This is a genomic window from Serratia sp. EC4 (assembly GCF_059652115.1).
In genome coordinates this window covers 168,063-191,996 of record NZ_JBNIDE010000009.1, presented here as the reverse complement: position 1 = coordinate 191,996, position 23,934 = coordinate 168,063, and the positions used below count along the sequence as shown (strand labels likewise).

General features: G+C 61.5%; 19 protein-coding genes. 14 read left to right on the top strand and 5 right to left on the bottom strand.

Features of this window, described 5'->3' with window-relative positions; all coding sequences use genetic code 11:
- The first annotated feature begins 68 nt into the window (after positions 1-68).
- Complete coding sequence (pdxJ, locus tag ACP39K_RS20935; RefSeq protein ID WP_016929790.1) at positions 69-800, top strand: pyridoxine 5'-phosphate synthase; 732 nt, start codon at positions 69-71, stop codon at positions 798-800.
- A complete protein-coding gene (gene acpS, locus ACP39K_RS20930; protein WP_004929169.1) occupies positions 800-1,180 on the top strand; it encodes a holo-ACP synthase in 381 nt (126 codons plus the stop codon). The genes pdxJ and acpS overlap by 1 nt, the downstream gene beginning before the upstream one ends.
- A gap of 44 nt (positions 1,181-1,224) precedes the next feature.
- Here acpS and ACP39K_RS20925 read toward each other — a convergent pair whose 3' ends face one another.
- The 3 genes from ACP39K_RS20925 to ACP39K_RS20915 all read right to left on the bottom strand — a co-directional run bounded on the left by ACP39K_RS20925 (position 1,225) and on the right by ACP39K_RS20915 (position 4,113).
- Positions 1,225-1,485 (bottom strand): YfhL family 4Fe-4S dicluster ferredoxin, encoded by a 261-nt coding sequence (locus ACP39K_RS20925; RefSeq protein WP_033639601.1) that lies wholly within the window; start codon positions 1,483-1,485, stop codon positions 1,225-1,227.
- 91 nt (positions 1,486-1,576) lie between these two features.
- Positions 1,577-3,121, bottom strand: a complete 1,545-nt coding sequence (locus ACP39K_RS20920) for a phosphoethanolamine transferase (RefSeq protein ID WP_199559149.1) — start codon at positions 3,119-3,121, stop codon at positions 1,577-1,579.
- A 143-nt stretch (positions 3,122-3,264) separates the two neighbouring features.
- Positions 3,265-4,113: a MurR/RpiR family transcriptional regulator gene (locus ACP39K_RS20915; protein ID WP_033639602.1), complete on the bottom strand. Its 849-nt coding sequence runs from the start codon at positions 4,111-4,113 to the stop codon at positions 3,265-3,267.
- Positions 4,114-4,280: 167 nt separating this feature from the next.
- Here ACP39K_RS20915 and murQ point away from each other — a divergent pair, with 167 nt between their 5' ends.
- Genes murQ through yfhb form a run of 3 tightly spaced genes read left to right on the top strand, consistent with a single transcriptional unit; the run spans position 4,281 to position 7,214 of the window.
- Entirely contained in the window at positions 4,281-5,174 is an 894-nt protein-coding gene (murQ, locus tag ACP39K_RS20910; protein ID WP_033639603.1) for an N-acetylmuramic acid 6-phosphate etherase, read from the top strand.
- 18 nt (positions 5,175-5,192) lie between these two features.
- Positions 5,193-6,554: a PTS transporter subunit EIIC gene (locus ACP39K_RS20905; protein ID WP_060445250.1), complete on the top strand. Its 1,362-nt coding sequence runs from the start codon at positions 5,193-5,195 to the stop codon at positions 6,552-6,554.
- A 3-nt stretch (positions 6,555-6,557) separates the two neighbouring features.
- Positions 6,558-7,214 (top strand): phosphatidylglycerophosphatase C, encoded by a 657-nt coding sequence (gene yfhb, locus ACP39K_RS20900; RefSeq protein WP_004929188.1) that lies wholly within the window; start codon positions 6,558-6,560, stop codon positions 7,212-7,214.
- Between the two features lie 45 nt (positions 7,215-7,259).
- Here yfhb and ACP39K_RS20895 read toward each other — a convergent pair whose 3' ends face one another.
- Positions 7,260-8,312 carry a DUF2157 domain-containing protein gene (locus ACP39K_RS20895; protein ID WP_497008811.1) on the bottom strand — a complete coding sequence of 351 codons (1,053 nt, stop codon included), beginning with the start codon at positions 8,310-8,312 and terminating at the stop codon, positions 7,260-7,262.
- Between the two features lie 117 nt (positions 8,313-8,429).
- On the opposite strand from ACP39K_RS20895, the gene tadA reads away from it, so the two are divergent.
- Positions 8,430-8,936 carry a tRNA adenosine(34) deaminase TadA gene (gene tadA / locus ACP39K_RS20890; RefSeq protein WP_015378796.1) on the top strand — a complete coding sequence of 169 codons (507 nt, stop codon included), beginning with the start codon at positions 8,430-8,432 and terminating at the stop codon, positions 8,934-8,936.
- Here tadA and mltF read toward each other — a convergent pair whose 3' ends face one another.
- Entirely contained in the window at positions 8,937-10,397 is a 1,461-nt protein-coding gene (mltF, locus tag ACP39K_RS20885; RefSeq protein ID WP_004941352.1) for a membrane-bound lytic murein transglycosylase MltF, read from the bottom strand. It lies immediately after the preceding gene.
- A gap of 277 nt (positions 10,398-10,674) precedes the next feature.
- Here mltF and purL point away from each other — a divergent pair, with 277 nt between their 5' ends.
- The 8 genes from purL to ACP39K_RS20845 all read left to right on the top strand — a co-directional run bounded on the left by purL (position 10,675) and on the right by ACP39K_RS20845 (position 23,924).
- Positions 10,675-14,565, top strand: a complete 3,891-nt coding sequence (gene purL, locus ACP39K_RS20880) for a phosphoribosylformylglycinamidine synthase (RefSeq protein WP_033641370.1) — start codon at positions 10,675-10,677, stop codon at positions 14,563-14,565.
- 887 nt (positions 14,566-15,452) lie between these two features.
- Complete coding sequence (locus ACP39K_RS20875) at positions 15,453-16,889, top strand: sensor histidine kinase (RefSeq protein WP_004941357.1); 1,437 nt, start codon at positions 15,453-15,455, stop codon at positions 16,887-16,889.
- A 3-nt stretch (positions 16,890-16,892) separates the two neighbouring features.
- Positions 16,893-17,765: a two-component system QseEF-associated lipoprotein QseG gene (gene qseG, locus ACP39K_RS20870; RefSeq protein ID WP_050072195.1), complete on the top strand. Its 873-nt coding sequence runs from the start codon at positions 16,893-16,895 to the stop codon at positions 17,763-17,765.
- Positions 17,762-19,102 carry a two-component system response regulator GlrR gene (glrR, locus tag ACP39K_RS20865; RefSeq protein WP_004941361.1) on the top strand — a complete coding sequence of 447 codons (1,341 nt, stop codon included), beginning with the start codon at positions 17,762-17,764 and terminating at the stop codon, positions 19,100-19,102. The genes qseG and glrR overlap by 4 nt, the downstream gene beginning before the upstream one ends.
- Positions 19,103-19,232: 130 nt before the next feature.
- The gene (locus ACP39K_RS20860; protein ID WP_016929779.1) at positions 19,233-20,855 is read left to right on the top strand and encodes an NAD+ synthase; all 1,623 of its coding nucleotides are present in this window, start codon (positions 19,233-19,235) and stop codon (positions 20,853-20,855) included.
- Positions 20,856-20,866: 11 nt separating this feature from the next.
- On the top strand, positions 20,867-21,205 hold the full coding sequence (gene glnB, locus ACP39K_RS20855; RefSeq protein ID WP_004847623.1) for a nitrogen regulatory protein P-II: 339 nt from the start codon (positions 20,867-20,869) through the stop codon (positions 21,203-21,205).
- 216 nt (positions 21,206-21,421) lie between these two features.
- Positions 21,422-22,345, top strand: coding sequence for a LysR substrate-binding domain-containing protein (locus ACP39K_RS20850; protein ID WP_015378793.1), 924 nt, complete (start codon positions 21,422-21,424; stop codon positions 22,343-22,345).
- Positions 22,346-22,460: 115 nt separating this feature from the next.
- The gene (locus ACP39K_RS20845) at positions 22,461-23,924 is read left to right on the top strand and encodes a gamma-aminobutyraldehyde dehydrogenase (RefSeq protein ID WP_033639607.1); all 1,464 of its coding nucleotides are present in this window, start codon (positions 22,461-22,463) and stop codon (positions 23,922-23,924) included.
- Positions 23,925-23,934: the final 10 nt, after the last annotated feature.

Below are 23,934 nucleotides of genomic sequence, written 5' to 3'. Positions count from 1 at the left end.
TTTCCCCTTTTGCCGCCCTGCGCCCGCGTGTAAACTGCTGGCACTGAAAATCGTATTTAGAGGTTGTCATGGCTGATTTGCTGCTGGGCGTCAATATCGATCACATCGCCACGTTACGTAACGCGCGCGGAACCCAATACCCGGATCCGGTTCAGGCGGCATTCATTGCCGAACAGGCGGGGGCCGACGGCATTACCGTGCATCTGCGCGAAGATCGCCGCCATATCACCGACCGCGACGTGCGCTTGTTGCGCCAGACCATCCAGACGCGCATGAACCTGGAGATGGCGGTGACCGACGAGATGCTGGACATCGCCATTGAGCTGCAGCCGCATTTCTGCTGTCTGGTGCCGGAAAAACGCGAGGAAGTGACCACCGAAGGCGGCCTGGACGTCGCCGGCCAGCTGGACAAAATGAGCGTGGCGGTCGAGCGCCTGGCGCAGGCTGGCATTCTGGTTTCGCTGTTCATCGATCCCGATCATCGCCAGATCGACGCGGCGGTGGCGGTGGGCGCCCCTTACATCGAAATCCACACCGGCGCCTACGCGGAAGCGCAGGGCGAGCTGGCGGTACAGGCCGAGCTGCGCCGCATCGCGGTAGCCGCCGCCTACGCGGCCGAGAAGGGGCTGAAGGTCAACGCCGGCCACGGCCTGACCTACCATAACGTGCAGCCGATCGCCGCGCTGCCGGAAATGCACGAGCTCAACATCGGCCATGCGATTATCGGCCAGGCGGTGATGAGCGGGCTGCCGGCCGCGGTTGCCGACATGAAAGTGTTGATGCGGGAAGCGCGCCGGTAATGGCGGTGCTCGGGCTGGGTACCGACATCGTCGAGATGGCGCGTATCGAAGCGGTGGTGGAGCGCAGCGGCGATCGTCTGGCGCGCCGGGTGCTGAGCGACGCCGAGTGGGCGCTGTATCAGCAGCACCAGCAGCCGATCCGCTTTCTGGCCAAACGTTTCGCGGTGAAAGAGGCCGCCGCCAAGGCGTTCGGCACCGGCATTCGCAACGGCCTGGCGTTCAATCAGTTCGAAGTGTTCAACGATGCGCTGGGCAAGCCGAATATTCGTTTGCACGGTCGCGCCGCCGAACTGGCGGGGGAGATGGGGGTCACCGCGATCCACGTTTCGCTGGCCGACGAACGGCGTTATGCCTGCGCGACGGTGATCGTCGAAAGCTGAAAAGAGAAAGGGCGCCTGTGGCGCCCTTGTCAGTCCTGCGGCGATTAAATGCGATCGGCGTGGTGCAACACCACGAACTTGTCCCACAGCTGCTCATTAGTCTCGCGATGCTGCGGATCGGTGATGATGGTGTTGTCGATAGGGCAAACCTGCTGACAGGTCGGCGTATCGTAATGACCAACGCACTCGGTGCAGCGATCGGTATCGATTTGGTAAATGTCATCACCCATCGAAATTGCCTGGTTCGGGCATTCCGGCTCGCACATGTCGCAGTTGATGCATTTCTTGGTAATCAGCAGTGCCATTGTCAGTTATCTTTCCATCGGTGTGCTCGGGCTGGCGCGCAATCTATCATAGAATCGCCGCGCAACGGGCACTTTTTCGTCATCTTACCGCTTAGGGTAACTCAGGCGGATCGTCAGCCAACTGATCGAAATCAACCATTCTCTGCCCGTCAAACACCCAGCGTTTATCTGCATCTGCGATGCGTATCGTAGGCATCACTTCGGGATGGGCAATCCGTATTCCCGCCTCTTGGGCAAACAACCCGATAAAATCGAACGCGCTTAAGGGATCATCAATGATCTGGTGCTGTTGGTCGCGATCGCTCAGCATCAGAAACGGCACCTGGTAATTCTGCCGGGTATCGCCGCTGTGGCGTAAAGAACGCCCACCGCCGATATCCTTGTGGGAAAGGCCGTGATCGGAGAAATAGAACAGTTTAAACGGTGCGCCGCTCTGTTTCAGGCTGTGATAAACCTGCTCGATAAAACGGTCGGTCTTGCGGTAGGTAGAGAGATAGCAGGCCAGCTCCTTATTCGGCGACTCGACGCTCGGCGGTTCGCCGTTAAGCCGTTCGCAAAAGTCGGCGTGCGAGCCCATCAGATGCAGCACATACAGATTGCCTTGTCCTTGGCGACGCAATAATGGGTCAAATATCGGCAGCAGCGCATCGTCATCGGTATTGCGCGATTGGAAGTCGCCTTTCTTCAGGAAATAATGGCTATCGCTGAACATGGCGATTTTTGATACCGGCGTATCGAATTGTCCGAACATGCCCTGATTGGACAGCCAGTGGGTTTTGAGACCGGCTGCTTTTGCCAGGGTGATGATATTATCTCCGATGGCAATGTTGTGGCCGTTGCTCAAAGCCAGCGTGCGAGGAAGCGATTCGAACGTATTTGGCGCAGTGGAAATATAATTGCTGTAAAATCGTCCATTGGCATTATCCAGAAACGGCGTAGTGGACACCGGATAACCAAATAATGACATATGATCTTTGCGCATACTTTCGCCGACGATAATGACATAGTTTCCATTTGTCGGTGCGCCTGCGGTTATTGACCAAGTATCCGGTGTTGTAGCACCGGCACTTAATTCATCAACCTGCTGTTGGTATTGATGGTAAGCCGAGTAGAGGGATAAAAAGAAGTCAGGCAATTTAAGATTCGCCACACCGCCATTGAAGGCTCTGGCGATAATGATAACCATCAGCAGGGCTAGCAAGGGAAGTATAGTTTTTTTTGAAATGGCTTGCCGCCAAATAAATAGGCCGAGAATGGCCAGCATAACCAGAATGGCGGCGGGCAGCAGATAACAACTGGCCGGCAGGGTCTGCAAAAACTCCCTCGCTTCTATGAGGTTGGTTTGCAACAGGGCGGACATCACGGCAGCGGAAGGGGTACCGTAAATGGCCCCGACCGGCGCATACAGCGCGCACAGCAGAATAAACGGAATAATCAGGCCGTATCGGGTAAACGAATGAATAGATAATAATAGCAAAGTAAGCGCAATAAAAAGAATATCAATACCTTTTCCACCGCTGTATCCCATCGCCTTGATTAGAATCAATGCAGTAATGACATAGAGCAAAAAGGTACGCAGAATCGGATGCGTCACGGAATGCCGCAACTTATCTAAAATAACAGTGTGTGTATTCATAATGGTATCGTTAAATAATGCTGTCCATGCACGCCCAATTATTGATCGATAATTGAGCAGGTCACCGCCCGCATATTATTTTTCGAATGCAGAGAAGGGAAATAATTGAACTGGCGGCGTTTTATCGGCCGCCATTATACGCGTCAAACCAACTTTTTCATTAACTGTTCGCTGTGTTTGATGCGATCGCGGGCATGATCGAGGTCGTGCTGGATCAGCGCCATAAACAGCAGGTCGGTGAGGGCGAACTGGGCCGTGCTGGAGGAGATGGCCGCGCTGCGGGTATGGGGCTCTTCGGCGATGGTATAGAGGCAATGGTCCGCGCGCTGCTGCAGACCATTGGGCGAGAAGCTGGTCAGCGCCAGCACCCTGGCGCCGGCCTGGCGCGCCTCTTCCGCCGCCAGATTGATTTCACGCCGTTCGCCGCTGAAGGAGATAGCCAGCAGCAGATCGCGCTTGTCCAGCGCCTGCACCGCCGCCAACTGGACGTGCATATCCGCTTCGGCCACCGCCATCACGCCGATTTTCAGCAGCTTGAAGGAAAAATCCTTGGCCACCAGCCCGGAGGCGCCGATGCCGATCAGCATCACCCGGCGCGCCTGGCGCAGCATGTCCAGCGCCTGATGCAGCCGTTCTTCGCTGTTGATGTCCAGCGTCGCGCGCAGCGCCGCCTGCTTTTCCGCCAGCAGCTTTTCACCGACGGTTTTCAGCGTGTCGCTGCTGAGGATGTGGTTGTGAACGGTCACTACCGGTTCAACCTGTGGCTGAGCCAGCGTCTCGCTCAGCGCCAGCTTCAGCGCCGGGAAACCTTTATAGCCCAGTTTTTGGGCGAACTTCACCACGCTCGACTGGCTGATGCCGGCCAACTGGGCCAGCTTTTGCGAGCTGAGATGGCGCGCCTGCTCGGCGTTATTCAGCAGAAAGTCCGCCAGCTTGCGGTCGTTTTGCGCCAGTGTCGGATACATCTGGCGAATGCGCAGAAGGGTACTCATTGTTCTTTCCCTGGAAACTAGCGGCCATTTTGCCATGCAGAGGGCGAAAACGCGCGGTGAAAATTTTTGTGAGCTCACCGTTAAAATAGCAAATAGCGCTCGCTTTGTTGAATAAAATATTCAAATATTGATTAAGTTTTGTGAATTAAAAATTCAAAGGTGAACAGATGAACTTAGGCGCACTGGTATCGGAAACCCGCAACCCGGCCACCATGGGGCTGGATGAAATGTCGACGCTGGACATGGTCCGTTGCTTTAACCAGGAAGATCGCAAGGTGCCGGAGGCGATTGAACAGGTGCTGCCGGCGATTGCGCAGGCGGTCGATTTGGCCGCGGCGGCGTTGAAGGCCGGCGGCCGGTTGATTTATTTGGGCGCCGGCACCAGCGGCCGCCTGGGGGTATTGGATGCCTCCGAGTGCCCGCCGACCTTCGGCGTGCCGCACGGCGTGGTGGTGGGGCTGATCGCCGGCGGGCCGGGCGCGCTGCTCAAAGCGGTGGAGGGGGCGGAAGATGACGAGACCCTGGGCGAAGCCGATCTCCGGGCGCTGAACCTCAGCGCCATCGATATGGTGGTGGGGCTGGCGGCCTCGGGGCGCACGCCCTACGTGATCGGCGCACTGCGCTATGCGCGCGGGCTGGGCTGCCCGACGGCGGCCATCTCCTGCAACCCGGATTCGCCGATTGCGCACGAAGCGCAGGTGGCGATTTCGCCGGTGGTGGGGCCGGAGGCGCTGACCGGTTCGACGCGCCTGAAATCCGGCACTGCGCAGAAACTGGTGCTCAACATGCTGTCGACCGGCGCGATGGTCAAACTGGGCAAGGTCTACCAGAACCTGATGGTGGACGTGAAGGCCACCAACGTCAAACTGGTGGATCGCGCCTGCCGCATCGTGGTTGAGGCCACCGGCGCCGAACGCGCTCAGGCGGAAGCGGCGCTGGCGCAGACCGGCTTTGAGGTTAAACCGGCGATCCTGATGCTTTTGGCCGGCGTCAGCGCCGAAGAGGCGCAGCAGCGGCTGCAGCGGCACGATGGCTACCTGCGCGCGGCGCTGGCGCGTTAATTCACGGTGGGGGCGGCGATGGACAAGACAACGGCATTGGCGACACAGATCCTGGCGGGCGTGGGGGGCGAGGGCAATATCCTCAAACTGGAGAACTGCATGACGCGGGTGCGCGTTGAGGTCAGCGACGAGCAGCGTCTGGACCTGGCCGCCCTCAAGCAGCTGCCCGGCGTGAAAGGCTATATCAAACAGGGTGAGCAGCATCAGTTTATCGTCGGCCCGGGCGCCGCCGCCAAGGTGGTGGACGCCATGCGCGGGCTGTTGAGCGGCAGCGCGCAGCCCGCCGTCGGTGACGCCGCCCGCACCAAGGCGCAGGCCAAGCAAAAATATGCTGCGCCGATGAGCGGCGCGCTGAAAAAGCTGGCCGATGTCTTTATTCCGCTGATCCCGGCGTTTATCGCCTCGGGCCTGATCACCGGCATCATCAACCTGCTGAAACGGCCCGACATCGCCGGTCAGCTGGCCGTGGACTACCCGAACGCGCTGGGGCTGCTGGCGATCTTCGGCAGCGCGGTGTTCGCCATCATGAACATTCTGGTCGGGGTCAACGCCGCGCGGGTATTCGGCGGCTCGCAGGCGATGGGCGGCGTGATGGCCGGCATTCTCTCCAGCCCGGCGCTGGCGCAGATCACGTTGTTCGGGGAGGCGCTGCAGCCGGGGCGCGGCGGGGTGATCGCCGTGCTGCTGGTGGTGGCGTTGATGTGCTGGGTGGAGAAACGCCTGCGCACGCTGTTGCCGGAGTCGGTCGAGCTGATCCTTAACCCGCTGCTGACCACGCTGGTCACCGCCTCATTGGCGATCCTGATCCTGCAGCCGATCGGGGGTTATATTTCCGATGCCATCGCCCACGGCGCCAATCTGGCGATCGACAAGGGCGGGCTGCTGGTGGGGGCGTTGCTCTCGGGGCTGTTCCTGCCGCTGGTGCTCTCCGGCCTGCATCAGGGGCTGGTGCCGATCCACGTCGAGCTGGTGCAGGCGCACGGTTCCAACCCGCTGCTGCCGATCCTGGCGATGGCCGGCGTCGGTCAGGTGGGGGCGGCGCTGGCGGTGCTGTTGAAAACCCGCAACGCGCGACTGAAGAAGGTGATCAAAGGGGCGTTGCCGGTCGGCATTCTCGGCATCGGCGAGCCGCTGATCTTCGGGGTGACGCTGCCGCTGGGCCGGCCGTTTATCGGCGCCTGCCTCGGCGGCGCGGTAGGCGGCGCGCTAATCAGCTACTGGAAAGTGGCGACGGTGATTACCTTCGGCATTTCGGGGCTGCCTTTGGCGTTGACCATCGTCTCAGGTAAGGTGATGTTGTATCTGGCGGGGATGCTGATTACGATTATCGCCGGTTTTCTCTTCACCTGGATGATGGGGTTCAACGATCCCGAGGAGTAGCGTTTGAGCGACAAGCAGCAACAACCGGCCGCAGAGGGGCGCCGCGTGGTCTTCTTTGATCTGGACGGCACCCTGCATCAGGAGGATATGTTCGGCAGTTTCTTGCGCTTTCTGCTGCGCCGCTTACCGCTGAACCTGTTGCTGGTGATACCGCTGCTGCCGCCGATCGGGTTGGCGCTGCTGCTGCTGGGGCGCGCCGCGCGTTGGCCGATGAGCCTGCTGCTGTGGGCGATCACTTTCGGGCGCTCCGAAGCGACGCTGAAGGCGCTGGAGCGGCAGTTTATCGAGGCTTTCCGCCAGAAGGTGACCGCGTTTCCGGTGGTGCAAATGCGGCTGCGGCAGTATTTGGATGAACACGATGCCGAGGTGTGGCTGATTACCGGCTCGCCGGAGCAACTGGTGGAGCAGGTGTATCGGGATTCGGCGTTTCTGCCGCGGGTGCGGTTGATCGGCAGCCGCATCACGCGACGCTGCGGCGGTTGGGTCTTGACCTTGCGCTGCCTGGGGGCGCAGAAAGTGGTGCAGCTGGAACAGCGGCTCGGCGCGCCGCTGAAGCTTTACAGCGGTTACAGCGACAGCAAGCAGGACAATCCGCTGCTGTTTTTTTGCGAACACCGCTGGCGGGTAAGCAAGCAGGGCGAGCTGCAGCAGCTGGAATAAACAAAGGGCGGAGAATTCCGCCCTTTGCTGTTATCGCTGCCGCGATCAGTCGTCGGTTACGTCGTGCGGTTTGCGCCCGAGCTGCCAAATCTTCTCCGCATAATGCCCCAACGCCCACAGGCTCAGGCCGAGCAGCGCGAAGAAAATCGCCTTCGGCATGCTGTCCCAGAAAAACTCGAACAGGCGGGTATACAGGTTGATGCCGAGGAAGGTCAGTCCGAAACCGCGCAGCATGGCGTCGTCATGCTTCAACCCCAGCCAGATGGCGGCGAGGGCGGCCAGCCCGAACAGCAGGCTCCAGTGGAACAGCTCAATCTGGCGCGCGCGGTACCAGCTGTCGAGATCGCCGTAGTTGCCGAAGATGGACAGCAGCCACAGCGCGATGAACAGGTACAGCAGGCCCATCGCCAGCGACACCCGCTGCAGGCCGCGTTGCGCCAATAGCGGCCGCAGCAGCAATGCGGAGGCGATCAGCACCGCGCCGAAGGCGATAAAGCGGATCGGGTAGCTCATGCCGAGCCAGTAGGCGCCCCAGCCGGACAGGTAGCCGGTCTCGGCGCCGAAGGCATTGCCGAGCGATAGCAGGGCGAACCACCACACCAGCCCGGAGCGGCTGAACCAGCCGATCGCGCCGTACAGCAGCGCGGCGACCAGCAGCAGTACGGAAATCCGGCCGCTGCCGTTATCCAGCCAGACCCCCAACTGCCATAAGGCGCAGGCGGTAAGCAACACGGCGACAAACAATGCCGCCTCGTTGCTGTAGCGTTTTTCCGGGTGCCGTTGGCGGCGGCGCAGCGCCCAGACGTAGGCCAGCGCTGCCAACACCCCGGCGATCGCCATGCGTACCGGCGCGTCGAAGCGGAACAGTTCGCTCAGCCATGCAAGCAGTGCGCTGTCGGCGAACAGGCTGGTGACGGCGATCAGCAGCGAGGCCAGCGCGGCGAGAAATGCATAGCGCGCCAGCCGCCGCCAATCGAAAGGTTGTACGTCCACATGCAGCAGCAACTGCTGCCGTTGTTCGGGCGTCATGGCGCCTTCCCCAACCCAGCCGTCCAGCGCCTTGCGCACCACGACGGCGTTCTTTTTACTGAGTTTCATGTTTCTTGTCCCTGAATCACATGCTGATTCGGCCAGTATAGCCATTGGCGGGCGGCTACGACAAAGGGAGGCTAGTGTGTATAATGCCCGCCGCAAAAGCGCACGAGGAATTATGCGATGACTGAATATAACGATGAGTACTGGATGCGTCAGGCATTGCAGCTGGCCCTGCGCGCGCAGGAAGAGGGCGAGGTGCCGGTGGGTGCGCTGCTGGTGCTGGACAATCAGGTCATCGGCGAGGGCTGGAATCGCCCGATCGGCCGACACGATCCTACCGCGCACGCCGAGATCATGGCGCTGCGCCAGGGCGGCGCGGTGCTGCAAAACTACCGCTTGTTGAACGCCACGCTGTACGTCACGCTGGAGCCCTGCGTGATGTGCGCCGGCGCGATGGTGCACAGCCGTATCCGCCGGTTGGTGTATGGCGCCGCCGACGAGAAAACCGGCGCGGCCGGTTCGCTGGTGGATATTTTGCGCCATCCGGGCATGAATCATCAGGTGGAGATCGTCTCGGGCGTGCTGGCGGACGAATGCGCCGCCACCCTGAGCAATTTCTTCCGTCTGCGCCGCGAACAGAAAAAAGCGCTCAGGCTGGCGCAGCGGGCGGCGGATAAGCCGGAATAATCAGTAGTTGAGCGCCAGTTCCGGCATCACCGTCGGATAGCCTTTTCCCAACGCTTCCTGCTCGGCGGCCGCTTGCGCCGCCTTTCTCTCTTTTTCCTGCAGATAGCCCACCAGGCTGACCTGGTAGCGGCGGATATTTTCTACATAGTTGTAGGCTTCACGCCCGCGCGCATAGCCGTAGGTCAACTGCGGGTAGTAGCGCTTTTGGCTGAGCATCGGCAGGCGCTGTTTGACGTCGACCCAGCTGTCCGGGTTGCCTTTTTGCGTCTTGGTCAGCTTGCGCGCGTCCAGCATGTGGCCCCAGCCCATGTTGTAGGCCGCCAGCGAGAACCAGATGCGTTCGTCTTCCGGCACGCTGTCCGGCACCTTGGCCATCAGCCGCTGCAGGTAGAGCGCGCCGCCCTGAATGCTCTCTTCCGGATCGAGGCGGTCGTTGACCCCCAGGCCGTCGGCGGTGGCGCGGGTCAGCATCATCAGGCCACGCACGCCGGTGGGGGAGGTGGCCTGCGGATTCCAGTGCGATTCCTGATAGGCGATGGCCGCCAGCAGCTTCCAGTCGATCTCGTTGGCGTGCTTCTCGAACAGCGGGCGGAAGTTGGGCAGCACCGAGTCGATGGCCGACAGGAAGGTTTTGGTGTCCACATAGTCGAAGCTGCCGACGTGGCCGAGGTACTTCTCTTCCAGCCGCGCCAGGGTGCCGTCGTCCACCATTTGACTGTAGAAATCCAGCATCGCCGCGTACAGGCTGTCGTCGCCGTCACGTTTGAGATACCAGGTGACCGGCTCTTCGTCAGTGACGTCGAACGCCACCGCCAGCTGCGGATGGATGCGCTGCAGCAGCGCGATGGTCACCGAATCGCCGAGGGTGTAGTCCAGCTTGCCGTCGGCAACCCGCTCCAGCAGCTCTTTGGAGGTGAGATCGCTGGAGGACTCCCAGGCGAGATCCGGGTATTTATCCTGCTTGAGCTGTTTTAGCGTGCTGACGTGCGCTGAACCGGAGGCGACCGCCAGCTTGCCTTTGATGTCGGCGAAGCTTTTCGGCCGCGGGGTCCCCAGCCGGTACACCAGCTGTTGGGAAACAGAGTAGTAGGCCGGGCCAGTGCGTGCGCGGCTGAGGCGTTCCTGGTTGTAGATAAGGCCCGCCGCCAGCAGGTCTGCGTCGTCGTCGTCCAGATCGTCGAACAGGTCATTGATGTTCTGATGGGGGATCACCACCAGCTTCACCCCGAGGTAGTTGGCGAAGCGCTTGGCCAGTTCGTAGTCGAGCCCACCTGGCCCTTGCTTGGTGTTGAAATAGGTCAGCGGGGAGTTCAGCGTGCTGATACGCAACTCGCCGCGGGAAATGATCTCCTGGAGTTGCCCGCCCTGGCCGCTGCGCCAGGTGATATTGGGCCACAGCGCGAGAGCCAGAAGCAGGGTGACAACGCCGATGAGGATGTAGTTTATTTTAAGACGTTTCAAATAGTTATCCAGTGGTGGTACAGGTACGCCGGCGACGACAACCGCGACTTTTCTCATGGTTAAATCACCAGTGCGGGGGGCATTTTGCGCAACAAAACGCCAGTGTGCAACTTTTTGACACGTTATGACAATTCGACGGTGCGGCATGCTTTTATCAATAATCCCTACGCAAACGGTTTCGTCGGCGGCGAGGATTCTCTATAATGACGCGCGTTTTCCCCTGTTGCGCCCAATGAAGCGTCTTATCCGTCGCTTCGAAGACGAGAGAACTTTGATTATGGAAATTCTGCGTGGTTCGCCCGCTTTATCGGCTTTTCGCATTACCAAACTGCTGTCCCGCTGCCAGGACGCTCACCTGCCCGTCAGTGATATCTACGCCGAGTACGTCCACTTTGCCGATGTCAGCGCACCGCTAAGTGCCGAAGAACACGCCAAGCTTCAGCGTCTGCTCAAGTACGGTCCTTCTCTCGCCGAACACGCTCCCGAAGGCCGGCTGCTGCTGGTTACGCCGCGCCCGGGCACCATTTCTCCCTGGTCTTCCAAAGCCACCGACATCGCCCACAACTGCGGTTTGCAGCAGGTGCTGCGGTTGGAGCGCGGCCTGGCGTTCTACGTCAAGGCGCCCGAGCTGACGGAAACCCAGTGGCGCCAACTCGCCGCGCTGTTGCACGATCGCATGATGGAAACCGTCTTCAGCGAGCTGCAACAGGCCGAACAGCTGTTCGCGCACCATCAGCCGGCGCCGTATCAGTCGGTCGACGTGCTGGGCGCAGGGCGCACCGCGCTGGAGCAGGCCAACGTCCGGCTCGGCCTGGCGCTGGCGCAGGACGAGATCGACTACCTGCTGAATGCCTTTACCGGTTTGGGGCGCAACCCGACGGATATCGAACTCTATATGTTCGCGCAGGCCAACTCCGAGCATTGCCGCCACAAGATTTTCAACGCCGACTGGATCATCGACGGCGAACAGCAGCCTAAATCGCTGTTCAAAATGATCAAGAACACCTATGAGCAGACGCCGGACTACGTGCTGTCGGCGTATAAAGATAACGCCGCCGTGATGGAAGGTTCGCAGGTCGGCCGCTTCTTCGCCGCGCCGGACAACGGCACGTACGATTACCATCAGGAAGACGCGCACATCCTGATGAAGGTGGAAACTCACAACCACCCGACGGCGATCTCGCCGTGGCCGGGTGCCGCGACCGGCTCCGGCGGCGAGATCCGCGACGAGGGCGCCACCGGCCGCGGCGCCAAGCCGAAGGCCGGCCTGGTGGGTTTCTCGGTGTCCAACCTGCGCATTCCCGGCTTTGAACAGCCGTGGGAGCAGGACTTCGGCAAACCGGAACGCATCGTCACCGCGCTGGATATCATGACCGAAGGCCCGCTGGGCGGCGCGGCGTTCAACAACGAATTCGGCCGTCCGGCGCTGCTGGGCTACTTCCGCACCTATGAAGAGCGCGTCAACAGCCATAACGGCGTCGAGCTGCGCGGCTACCACAAACCGATCATGCTGGCGGGCGGCATCGGCAACATCCGCGCCGATCACGTCCAGAAAGGGGAAATCACCGTCGGCGCCAAGCTGGTGGTGCTGGGCGGCCCGGCGATGAATATCGGCCTGGGCGGCGGCGCGGCATCATCGATGGCGTCAGGCCAGTCCGATGCCGATCTGGATTTCGCGTCGGTGCAGCGCGACAACCCGGAAATGGAACGCCGCTGTCAGGAAGTGATCGACCGCTGCTGGCAACTGGGCGACCAGAACCCGATCCTGTTTATCCATGACGTCGGCGCCGGCGGCCTGTCCAACGCCATGCCGGAGCTGGTGAGCGACGGCGGCCGCGGCGGCCGCTTCGAGCTGCGCGATATCCTCAACGACGAGCCGGGCATGAGCCCGCTGGAAGTGTGGTGCAACGAATCGCAGGAACGTTACGTGATGGCGATCGCCCCGGCGCAGATGGCGCAGTTCGATGAGATCTGCCGCCGCGAGCGCGCGCCTTACGCGGTGATCGGCGAAGCGACCGAAGAACAGCACCTGACGCTGAACGACCGCCACTTCGACAACCAACCGATCGACATGCCGCTGGACGTGCTGCTCGGCAAGACGCCGAAGATGACCCGCGACGTGACCCGTCTGCAGGCGCAGGGCCAGGCGGTGCAGCGTGAGAACATCACGCTGGCCGACGCGGTGAAGCGCGTGCTGCATCTGCCGGCCGTCGCGGAGAAAACCTTCCTGATCACCATCGGCGACCGCACCGTCACCGGCATGGTGGCGCGCGACCAAATGGTCGGCCCGTGGCAGATCCCGGTGGCCGACTGCGCGGTCACCACCGCCAGCCTGGACAGTTATTACGGCGAGGCGATGTCGCTCGGCGAACGCGCGCCAGTGGCGCTGCTGGACTTCGCCGCTTCCGGCCGCCTGGCGGTCGGGGAAGCGCTGACCAACCTGGCCGCTACGGAAATCGGCAGCCTGAAGCGCGTGAAGCTGTCCGCCAACTGGATGGCCGCCGCCGGCCACCCGGGTGAAGACGCCGGCCTGTACGAGGCGGTAAAAGCGGTGGGTGAAGAACTGTGCCCGGCGCTGGGCATCACCATTCCGGTGGGTAAAGACTCCATGTCGATGAAAACCCGCTGGCAGGAAGGCAATGAACAGCGTGAAATGACCTCGCCGCTGTCGCTGGTCATCACCGCCTTCGCCCGTGTGGAAGACGTGCGCCATACCGTGACGCCGCAATTGCGCACCGATAAGGGCGACAGCGCGCTGCTGTTGATCGACCTGGGCAACGGGCATAACGCGCTGGGCGCCACCGCGCTGGCGCAGGTTTATCGCCAACTGGGCGACAAACCGGCCGACGTGCGCAACGTCGCGCAGCTGGCGGGCTTCTTCAACGCCATGCAGCAGTTGGTGGCCGATCGCGCGCTGCTGGCTTACCACGATCGCGCCGACGGCGGCCTGCTGGTGACGCTGGCGGAAATGGCCTTCGCCGGTCACTGCGGCGTAGAGGTTAACCTCGATGGCCTCGGTGACGATGCGCTGGCGGTGCTGTTCAACGAAGAGTTGGGCGCAGTGATCCAGGTGAGCGCCGAACGTCTTGACGACGTGAAGCGGGCGTTCGCGCAGCACGGGCTGACCGACAACGTGCATCACATCGGCAGCGCGCAGGCCGGCGATCGTTTCGTCATCAACCAACATGGCAAGGCGCTGTACAGCGAAAGCCGCAATACGCTGCGCACCTGGTGGGCGGAAACCACCTGGCAGATGCAGCGTCTGCGCGACAACCCGGCGTGCGCCGATCAGGAACATCAGGCCAAGCAGGATGAACAAGATCCCGGCCTGAACGTGAAACTGACCTTTGCGCCGCAGGAAGACATCGCCGCGCCGTACATCGCCAAGGGCGCTCGCCCGAAAGTGGCGGTGCTGCGCGAGCAGGGGGTGAACTCCCACGTTGAAATGGCGGCGGCGTTCCACCGCGCCGGCTTTGACGCGGTGGACGTGCACATGAGCGATCTGCTGGCAGGGCGCCGCGATCTGCAGGACTTCCACACGCTGGTGGCCTGCGGCGGCTTCTCTTACGGCGACGTACTGGGCGCCGGCGAAGGCTGGGCGAAGTCTATCCTGTTCAACGAGCGGGTGCGTGACGAGTTCGAGGCGTTCTTCCACCGTCCGCAGACGCTGGCGCTGGGCGTATGCAACGGCTGCCAGATGATGTCCAACCTGCGCGAGCTGATCCCGGGCGCCGAACACTGGCCGCGCTTCGTGCGTAACCTGTCGGATCGCTTCGAGGCGCGCTTCAGCCTGGTGGAAGTGGCGGCCAGCCCGTCGCTGTTCATGCAAGGTATGACCGGTTCGCGCATGCCGATCGCCGTTTCCCACGGTGAAGGGCACGTCGAAGTGCGCGATGCGGCGCATCTGGCGGCGCTGGAAAGCCATGGCCTGGTGGCGCTGCGTTTCGTCAATAACGCCGGTCAGGTCACGGAGGCTTACCCGGCTAACCCGAACGGTTCGCCGAACGGCATTACCGCCGTGACCAGCGCCAACGGGCGCGCCACGGTGATGATGCCGCACCCGGAACGCGTGTTCCGCACCGTCAGCAACTCCTGGCACCCGGAAGAGTGGGGCGAGGACAGCCCGTGGATGCGCATGTTCCGCAACGCCCGTAAGCAACTGGGTTAAAAGCGGCCACCACCGTACAGAGGGCGCAAGCAATTGCGCCCTTTTTTATGGCCGGCGTTCGCCGTCTGGCGGCAGTGTCTGCATTTTGCGACAGGCGCTATTTTTCGTGTCGCTAAATGGAGACATTTAACTATTTGATTTTATTGGTGGTAAGCAGGTTTGACTTTAGTTGTCTGCATTTGGCGACAGCGCGGCGTTTTTTTCATCATTCATCACCGTGTAATGGACGAGGGAATTTGCTGATTTTATTTTATTTTCAAATAAAATCATTGTGTTATGATTTTTATTGCAAAATTGGCACGCTACGTGCATTATTCTCGGCGGCTGCTCATTCACCTTTTTATGACGGCGCCGTCATTAGACGGCAAATCGCCTCATAAGCCTCCGAATGATGCCAAAGAAATGGTGCCTATCGTCCAACCAAACCGATAACAGACCGTGCAAGCGGCTTTATCAAGCATCGGGCGACACGTGGAGTGAGGCACCGCCTGTATCCAACTGTGATGAAGGGTTCATCAATCCTGGATACTTACGGATGCTATTCGTCCTGTTCGATGCCAGCCGCTGCGCTACATCACCCTGGGGACGAGGTTTAAGGGCATCCACACTTTCCTTGCGTTGGGGCAAGTTTCTTGCCCCGATGTCAATTCTCAACGCTGCGCTTATGCCCGTTTCGTTGCCTATGTCCTCGAACGCAGACGCTATCCCCACACGCTCGTTTTCGCACCGGTTGATGTTACCGGGGCCGCATGCCGTCGGCAGGCCAGGCCCATGGGCGCGGTTCGCCGATTCTGCCGCTTTTTCCTTGTGCGTTCAGGATTCTCCCCTGCCGGGCTTTTCTCTTTCCGGCGAGTCAGTTAGCATCGTGACAGAGCTGAGAGAATGAGATGATTTCGTTGAAAAAATGGCGTTTATTCCCCCGTTCGCTGCGGCAATTGGTGCTGCTGGCCTTCCTGTTGGTGCTGCTGCCGCTGTTGGTGCTGGCCTATCAAGCCTACCAGAGCCTGGATCACCTCAGCGCGCAGGCGGCGGACATTAACCGCACCACGCTGGTGGACGCGCGGCGCAGCGAGGCGATGACCAGCGTGGCGCTGGAGATGGAGCGCAGCTATCGTCAGTACTGCGTGCTGGTCGATCCTACGCTGCAGAAGCTGTACCAGAACCAGCGCAAACAGTATTCGCAGATGCTGGACGCCCATGCGCCGATTCTGCCGGACGAGCGCTACTACCAAACGCTGCGTCAGTTGCTGACCCAGCTGGCGGCGATCAAATGCCATAACAGCGGGCCGGACCAAGAGGCTTCGGCCTTGCTCGAATCGTTCTCCCGTTCCAACGCCGAAATGGTGCAGGCCACGCGCGCGGTGGTGTTCTCGCGCGGCCAGCAGCTGCAGCAAGCCATCGCCGAGCGCGGCCAGTTCTTCGGCTGGCAGGCGCTGCTGCTGTTCCTGGTCAGCGTGCTGCTGGTGGTGCTGTTTACCCGCATGATCATCGGGCCGGTCAAGGCCGTGGAACGGATGATCAACCGCCTGGGGGAGGGGCGTGCGCTGGGCAGCACCGCATCGTTCAAAGGGCCGCGCGAGCTGCGTTCGCTGGCGCAGCGCATCATTTGGCTGAGCGAGCGGTTGGCGTGGCTGGAATCGCAGCGCCACGAATTCTTGCGCCATATCTCGCACGAGTTGAAAACGCCGCTGGCCAGCATGCGCGAAGGCACCGAGCTGCTGGCCGACGAGGTGGCGGGGCCGCTGACTTCCGATCAGAAAGAGGTGGTGGCGATCCTCGACAACAGCAGTCGCCACCTGCAGCAGCTGATTGAACAGCTGCTGGATTACAACCGCAAACTGGCCGATGGCCCGGCGGAACACGAGAACGTCGAGCTGCGCGAGATGGTCGATTTGGTGGTCGCCGCGCACAGTTTGCCGGCGCGGGCGAAGATGATTTCCACCGAAATCGCGCTGGAGGCGGAAATCTGCTGGGCAGAGCCTACGCTATTAATGCGCGTGCTGGATAATCTCTACTCCAATGCGGTGCACTACGGCAAGGAATCCGGTAACATTTGGATCCGCAGCCGTCAGGTTGGACAACGGGTGCAAATCGACGTCGCCAATACCGGCACGCCGATCCCCGAGGCTGAAAGAGCCATGATTTTCGAGCCTTTTTTCCAGGGTAGTCACCAGCGAAAAGGGGCGGTAAAAGGAAGCGGACTGGGGTTGAGCATCGCTCAGGACTGTATCCGTCGCATGCGCGGTGAGCTGCAACTGGCGACGGTCGCCGGTGCAGACGTCTGCTTCCGCATTGAACTGCCGTTAACCGCCGAGAATGAATAAATAATGTACACATGGTCTAAGCGCCTTCGTCTTTCACAGACCGAACGTTCACCGCGTGCCACGCACAGAGCGCCGCTCGGCAAACGCCCGATCAGCTGGTTGGGCGCCGTTTTCTTTATGCCGCTGTTGCTGGCGGGCTGCGTCGATCGCGCCGTCAGCGGCGGCCTGAGCGCTCAGCAGCAAGAGGCGATCCCGGATACCAAGGTGATCGATTACCGCACCGCGGCTTGCGATACCCTGTGGCAGTTGGACGACAAGGATGCGCTGGATAATGCGCTCTACTGGCTGCGCGCGATGGACTGCGCCGATCGCATCGGCTCAACCCAGGCGCGCGCGCTGGCGAAAACGGTGCCGGGCGACAGCTGGTCCGGCGTTTTCAAACAGAGCATCCTGCTGGGGAGCGCACAGCCGACCTCCGGCGAACGCCGCCAGATGATCGACAGGATCAACAGCTACCGGATGGAGTTCCCCGGCTCGCTGCGTCCACTGACGCAGCTGTGGCGCCAGCAGCAGATGCTGCAGATCACGCTGTTCGATGAGAAAGCGCGCTATCAGCATCTGCAGGAGAGCAGCGACAGCCAGATCGATTCGCTGCGCCAGAGCCAGGCGCGCTTGCAATCGCAGCTGCAGGACACCTCGCGCAAGTTGGAAAACCTGACCGACATCGAGCGCCAGCTCTCATCGCGCAAGCAGTTGCAAGGGGAAATACCGGACAACGGCGCGGGCTCGCAAAAGGGCGACGCCGCCGGTAAAAACGGCGCGGCCGCCAAAGGGGCTGAGCCGCAGGACGAACCGGAAAAGGGCACTGCGCTGCCGGTTGAACCGGAAGACACCTATACGCCGCACCCCGCCAATAAGGAGTCCCACGCGCAATGACCGCACGCAAACCGGCCAACCTGTTATTGGTTGACGACGATCCCAGCCTGCTGAAGCTGCTGGGCATGCGCCTGACCAGCGAAGGTTTTCACGTCACCACCGCCGAAAGCGGCCAGGAAGCGCTGCGCCTGCTGGCGCGCGAGCAGATCGATCTGGTGATCAGCGATCTGCGCATGGATGAGATGGACGGCATGGCGCTGTTCGCCGAGATCCAAAAACATCAGCCGGGCATGCCGGTGATCATTCTCACCGCGCACGGTTCGATTCCCGATGCGGTGGCCGCTACCCAGCAGGGGGTGTTCAGCTTTCTCACCAAGCCGGTGGATCGCGATGCGCTGTACAAGGCCATCGACGAGGCGCTCGCGCTGTCGGCCAGCCCGGCCGGCGACGATGCCTGGCGGGAAGACATCGTTACCCGCAGTCCGTTGATGCTGCGCCTGCTGGAGCAGGTGAAAATGGTGGCCCAGTCAGACGTCAGCGTGTTGATCAACGGCCAGAGCGGCACCGGTAAAGAGGTGGTGGCGCAGGCGATCCACGCGGCCAGCCCGCGCGCCAGCAAGGCGTTCATCGCCATCAACTGCGGCGCGCTGCCGGAGCAACTGCTGGAGTCCGAACTGTTCGGCCACGCCAAGGGCGCCTTCACCGGCGCGGTCAGCAGCCGCGAAGGGCTGTTCCAGGCGGCGGCGGGCGGCACGCTGTTCCTCGACGAGATCGGCGATATGCCGCTGTCGCTGCAGGTGAAGCTGCTGCGCGTGCTGCAGGAACGCAAGGTGCGGCCGCTCGGCAGCAATCGCGATCTGGACATTGACGTGCGCATCATCTCCGCCACCCACCGCGATCTGCAAAAGGCGATGGCGAAGAACGAGTTTCGCGAGGATCTCTACTACCGCCTCAACGTGGTGAACCTGAAGATCCCGGCGCTCAACGAGCGCGCCGAAGATATCCCGCTGCTGGCCAATCACCTGTTGCGCGAAGCGGCGCAGCGGCACAAGCCGTTCGTGCGCAGCTTCTCGACCGACGCCATGAAGCGGCTGATGACCGCCAGTTGGCCGGGCAACGTGCGTCAGCTGGTCAACGTCATCGAGCAGTGCGTGGCGCTGACTTCGGCGCCGGTGATTAGCGAAGCGTTGGTGGAGCAGGCGCTGGAAGGGGAAAACACCGCGCTGCCGACTTTCGCCGAAGCGCGCAACCAGTTTGAGTTGCACTATCTGCGCAAACTGCTGCAGATCACCAAGGGCAACGTGACCCAGGCCGCGCGCATGGCGGGCCGCAACCGCACCGAGTTTTACAAATTGCTGTCGCGCCACGAGCTGGACGCCAACGATTTTAAAGAATGACAGTTTCCCGCCGGCGCCTGCCACGCAGGTTCTCAACAAATCCGGCGGAATGATTTACACTCCGTTCTCTTTGCCGCGGCGCGCCCCGGCGTAGAGCACCATGGAACGTATTAAGCGGGATCGTACACAAATGAGCAGATCACTTTCCATCGCCCTGGCCCAGCTGAACCTGCTGGTCGGCGACATTGAAGGCAACACCGAACGCATGTTGCAAATCGTGCAGGAGCAGCAGAAGGCGGGAGCCGATCTGGTCATGTTCAGCGAACTGGCGCTGTCCGGCTACCCGCCGGAAGACCTGCTGTATCGCAATGATTTCTATGAGCGCTGTGATGCGCAGCTGCTGCGCCTGCAGCAGGCTTCCGCCGAGACGGCGATCCTGGTCGGCCACCCGTGGCGCGAAGGCGACAAGCTGTATAACGCGCTGTCGCTGTTCGCCGAAGGCCGCCTGCTGACCCGCTACTTCAAGCAGCAGCTGCCGAACTACGGCGTGTTCGATGAGAAGCGCTATTTCCACGCCGGCAACGACACCTGCGTGGTGGCGCTGAAAGGCTACCGTCTGGGGCTGCTGATTTGCGAAGATCTGTGGTTCCCTGAGCCGATCGACGCCGCCAAGGCGGCCGGCGCGGAGATTATCCTGTCGATCAACGCCTCGCCGTATAACCGCGAAAAACCGTATATCCGCAAAACGCTGATGGCCGGCCACTGCCAGCGCACCCAGCTACCGCTGGTGTACCTCAACCAGGTCGGCGGCCAGGATGAGCTGATCTTCGACGGCTGCTCCAAGGTCTTCGACGCCGCCGGCACCATGACCCATCGTCTGGCGGCTTTCGACGAGCAGGTGACCCGCCTGGAATTCAACGAGCTGGATGTGGTGCCGATGGCCGATCCGGCCGCCGAACTGCCGCAGCTGGCGCAGGTGTATCAGGCGCTGGTGCTGGCGGTGCGCGACTATGTGACCAAAAACGGCTTTAAAGGCGCGGTGCTGGGGCTGTCCGGCGGCATCGACTCGGCGCTGACGCTGGCGATCGCCGTGGATGCGTTGGGCAAAGACAAGGTGCAGGCGCTGATGATGCCATTCCGCTACACCGCGGATATCAGCATCGCCGACGCCAAGGAAGAGGCGGAAATCCTCGGCGTAGAGTTCGATATCGTCTCCATCGAACCGATGTTCGACGCCTTTATGGGCCAGCTGTCGCCGATGTTCGCCGGCACCGAGCGCGACACCACCGAAGAAAACCTGCAGGCGCGTTGCCGCGGGGTGGTGCTGATGGCGCTGTCCAACAAACGCCGCAGCATCGTGCTGACCACCGGCAACAAGAGCGAAATGGCGGTCGGTTACGCCACGCTGTACGGCGATATGGCCGGCGGTTTCGACGTGTTGAAAGACGTGCCGAAAACGCTGGTGTTCAAGCTGTCCGAATACCGTAACACCGTCTCCTACGTGATCCCGCAGCGGGTGATCGATCGTCCGCCGTCCGCCGAGCTGGCGCCGGATCAGGTCGATCAGGACAGCCTGCCGCCGTACGATATCCTGGATGCGATCCTGGAAGGCTACGTTGAGCGCGACAAGTCGGTCGCCGATCTGGTGGCCGAAGGGTTCGACGAAGCGATCGTGCGTAAGGTGATCCGCCTGGTCGACATCAACGAATACAAGCGGCGTCAGGCCGCCGTCGGGCCGCGCATCACCGCCCGTAACTTCGGCAAAGACCGCCGCTACCCCATCACATCCGGTTTTGGCCGCAAAAATTGGTAAAAGGAAAGAAGATGAAAAAGATCGACGCGATTATTAAGCCGTTCAAACTGGATGACGTCCGCGAAGCGCTGGCCGAAGTGGGCATCACCGGCATGACGGTCACCGAAGTGAAAGGCTTCGGCCGCCAGAAGGGCCACACCGAGCTGTACCGCGGCGCCGAATACATGGTCGACTTTCTGCCTAAGGTGAAGATCGAGATTGTGGTTGCCGACGACATCGTCGACACCTGCGTGGAAACCATCATGCAGACGGCGCAGACCGGCAAGATCGGCGACGGCAAAATCTTCGTCTTCGACGTGGCGCGCGTGGTGCGCATCCGTACCGGCGAGCAGGACGAAGAAGCGATCTGATCCTCCGCAGGATCATCGGCCATCAGGGCGCAGCGTGCTGCGCCCTTGTCATTTTTGTCCCCCCGCACATCGCACTTCTTAGCCTCGCCGTTTCCCCCTTTTTTTCCGTAGGCATTCTAAAAAAGCGAACGCTATCGCGTTTTTGACACTTTTCCCGATCGCTTCACGGCCGGCGTCTACACTCAACGCAATGTTTTTGCTTGAGGAATCACCCCAATGATGACATTACGCCAAATCCGCCACTTCATCGCCGTGGCGGAAACCGGGTCGATCTCCGCCGGCGCCCAGGCGGTGTTTGTCTCCCAGTCTTCACTGACGCTGGCGATCCAGCAGCTGGAAACCGAGATCGGCGTGCGGCTGTTCGATCGCCACGCCAAGGGCATGACGCTGACCCATCAGGGGCACCAATTTTTGCGCCAGTCGTATCTGATCCTGGCGACGGTGGACAACGCCAAGCGCAGCCTGCAGATCGGCACCGAAAGCCTGACCGGCAAGCTGACTATCGGCGTCACCAGCCTGGTGGCCGGTTACTTCCTGGTGGAGTTGCTCACGCGCTTTAAATCGGCTTATCCCAACGTCACCGTGCAGGTGGTTGAAGACGAACGTCCGTACATCGAGCATCTGCTGGTCAGCGGCGAGATCGATATCGGCGTGCTGATCTTGTCGAATATCGAAGACCGCGACGCGTTGCAGACCGAGGTGCTGATGCACTCGCCGTATCGTCTGTGGCTGCCGCCGCTGCACCCGCTGCTGGAGCACGAGAGCATCAGCCTGGCGGACGTGGCCAAACAGCCGCTGATCCAGCTCAACGCCGATGAAATGGACGTGCACGCGCGGCGCATCTGGGCGCGCGCCGGGCTGAAGCCGGAGATCGCCATGAAGACCGCCTCGACCGAGGCGGTGCGCAGCCTGGTGGCGGCGGGGATGGGCGTCTCCATTCAACCGGACATGGCGTACCGCGCCTGGTCGCTGGAGGGCAACATGATCGAGGCGCGCAAGCTGGACGATTTGCTGGAGCCGCTGGATATCGGGTTGGCATGGCGGCGCGGCAGCGCGCGGCCGGAGCTGGTGACGCCGTTCCTCACCATCGCGCGTGAGAACGGCAGCAAACACGCCGCCGGGCTTAAGCATTCGATTTAATCGAACGCGGCGTTCAGTATTTAGAATTTGTTGCCCGCCAGAGGCTCGCTTAGGCTGATTAAAACTAACTTATTCACATTTGGTTAACGTTTTTGTCACTTAGGGGCGTCAGGCGATGGCGGATGTGCAGGTTCTCTCAGGTTTGTCCTGTCAGCAGTTCATTAACGGTCAGCTTATCGACGGCGAAGGCCAGCAGGAGTGCATCGTCAATCCGGCCAACGGCGAGACGCTGATCGCCCTTACCGAAGCCTCTGCGGCGCAGGTCGGCAGCGCGGTGAAAGCCGCGCAGCAGGCGTTTGGCCATTGGTCGCGCACTACGCCGGCCCAGCGCGCCACGCTGTTGCTGCGCATCGCCGACGCCATCGAGCGGCAGGCGCCGCAGTTGGCGCAGCTGGAAGCCCTCAACTGCGGCAAACCGCTGCATCAGGCGCTCAATGACGATCTGCCGGCGGCGGTCGACGTGTTCCGCTTCTTCGCCGGCGCGGTGCGTACGCAGCAAGGGCAACTGGCCGGTGAGTATGTGCCGGGCCACACCTCGATGATCCGCCGCGATCCGATCGGCGTGGTGGCCTCGATCGCCCCCTGGAACTATCCGCTGATGATGGCGGCGTGGAAGATCGCGCCGGCGTTGGCGGCGGGCAATACCGTGGTGTTCAAACCGTCCGAGCACACGCCGCTGACCATTTTGGCGCTGGTGCCGGCGCTACAGGAGATCCTGCCGCCGGGCGTGCTGAATATCGTCTACGGCGGTGGGGAAGGGGTCGGCAGCCAGCTGGTGGGGCACCCGCAGGTGCGGCTGGTGTCGGTCACCGGCGATATCGTCACCGGGCAAAAAATTCTCCAGGCGGCGGCCAAAAGCGTCAAGCGCACTCATCTGGAGCTGGGGGGCAAAGCGCCGGTGATCGTCTGCGACGACGCCGATCTCGACGAGGTGGTCAACGGCATTCGCACCTATGGCTATTACAACGCCGGCCAGGACTGCACCGCCGCCTGCCGCATCTACGCGCAGGCCGGCATCTATCCCAAACTGGTGGACGCGCTGGGCGAGGCGGTCGCCAGCCTGCGCTTCGCCCGCAAGCGCGATCAGGACAACGAGATCGGCCCGCTGATCAGTGCCCGCCAGCGCGATCGCGTCGCCAGCTTTGTCGAGCGGGCGCTCAGCCAACCGCATATCGAATTGATCACCGGCGCCGCGGCGCACTCCGGGCCGGGGTTCTACTACCAGCCGACTCTGCTGGCGGGTTGCCTGCAAAGCGACGAGATCGTGCAGCGCGAGGTGTTTGGCCCGGTGGTCAGCGTCACGCGCTTCGAACACCTGGAGCAGGCGGTCGCGTGGGCCAACGACTCGGAATACGGCCTGGCCTCGTCGGTGTGGACGCAAAATATCGATCGGGCGCTGCACATCGCCGCTCATCTGCAGTACGGCAGCACCTGGATCAACACCCATTTCACCTTGGCGAGCGAAATGCCGCACGGCGGCCTGAAACGCTCCGGCTACGGCAAGGATCTGTCCAGCGATTCGCTGCAGGATTACAGCGTTGTCAGGCACGTAATGGCGAAGTTCAAAGCCGGCTTCTAACGGTTATATC

Bases quoted from the DNA above. Each gene is read 5' to 3' on its own strand.
- pdxJ (WP_016929790.1), top strand. From the start codon at position 69: ATGGCTGATTTGCTGCTGGGCGTCAATATCGATCACATCGCCACGTTA.
- acpS (WP_004929169.1), top strand. From the start codon at position 800: ATGGCGGTGCTCGGGCTGGGTACCGACATCGTCGAGATGGCGCGTATC.
- ACP39K_RS20925 (WP_033639601.1), bottom strand. From the start codon at position 1,485: ATGGCACTGCTGATTACCAAGAAATGCATCAACTGCGACATGTGCGAG.
- ACP39K_RS20920 (WP_199559149.1), bottom strand. From the start codon at position 3,121: ATGAATACACACACTGTTATTTTAGATAAGTTGCGGCATTCCGTGACG.
- ACP39K_RS20915 (WP_033639602.1), bottom strand. From the start codon at position 4,113: ATGAGTACCCTTCTGCGCATTCGCCAGATGTATCCGACACTGGCGCAA.
- murQ (WP_033639603.1), top strand. From the start codon at position 4,281: ATGAACTTAGGCGCACTGGTATCGGAAACCCGCAACCCGGCCACCATG.
- ACP39K_RS20905 (WP_060445250.1), top strand. From the start codon at position 5,193: ATGGACAAGACAACGGCATTGGCGACACAGATCCTGGCGGGCGTGGGG.
- ACP39K_RS20895 (WP_497008811.1), bottom strand. From the start codon at position 8,312: ATGAAACTCAGTAAAAAGAACGCCGTCGTGGTGCGCAAGGCGCTGGAC.
- tadA (WP_015378796.1), top strand. From the start codon at position 8,430: ATGACTGAATATAACGATGAGTACTGGATGCGTCAGGCATTGCAGCTG.
- purL (WP_033641370.1), top strand. From the start codon at position 10,675: ATGGAAATTCTGCGTGGTTCGCCCGCTTTATCGGCTTTTCGCATTACC.
- ACP39K_RS20875 (WP_004941357.1), top strand. From the start codon at position 15,453: ATGATTTCGTTGAAAAAATGGCGTTTATTCCCCCGTTCGCTGCGGCAA.
- qseG (WP_050072195.1), top strand. From the start codon at position 16,893: ATGTACACATGGTCTAAGCGCCTTCGTCTTTCACAGACCGAACGTTCA.
- glrR (WP_004941361.1), top strand. From the start codon at position 17,762: ATGACCGCACGCAAACCGGCCAACCTGTTATTGGTTGACGACGATCCC.
- ACP39K_RS20860 (WP_016929779.1), top strand. From the start codon at position 19,233: ATGAGCAGATCACTTTCCATCGCCCTGGCCCAGCTGAACCTGCTGGTC.
- glnB (WP_004847623.1), top strand. From the start codon at position 20,867: ATGAAAAAGATCGACGCGATTATTAAGCCGTTCAAACTGGATGACGTC.
- ACP39K_RS20850 (WP_015378793.1), top strand. From the start codon at position 21,422: ATGATGACATTACGCCAAATCCGCCACTTCATCGCCGTGGCGGAAACC.
- ACP39K_RS20845 (WP_033639607.1), top strand. From the start codon at position 22,461: ATGGCGGATGTGCAGGTTCTCTCAGGTTTGTCCTGTCAGCAGTTCATT.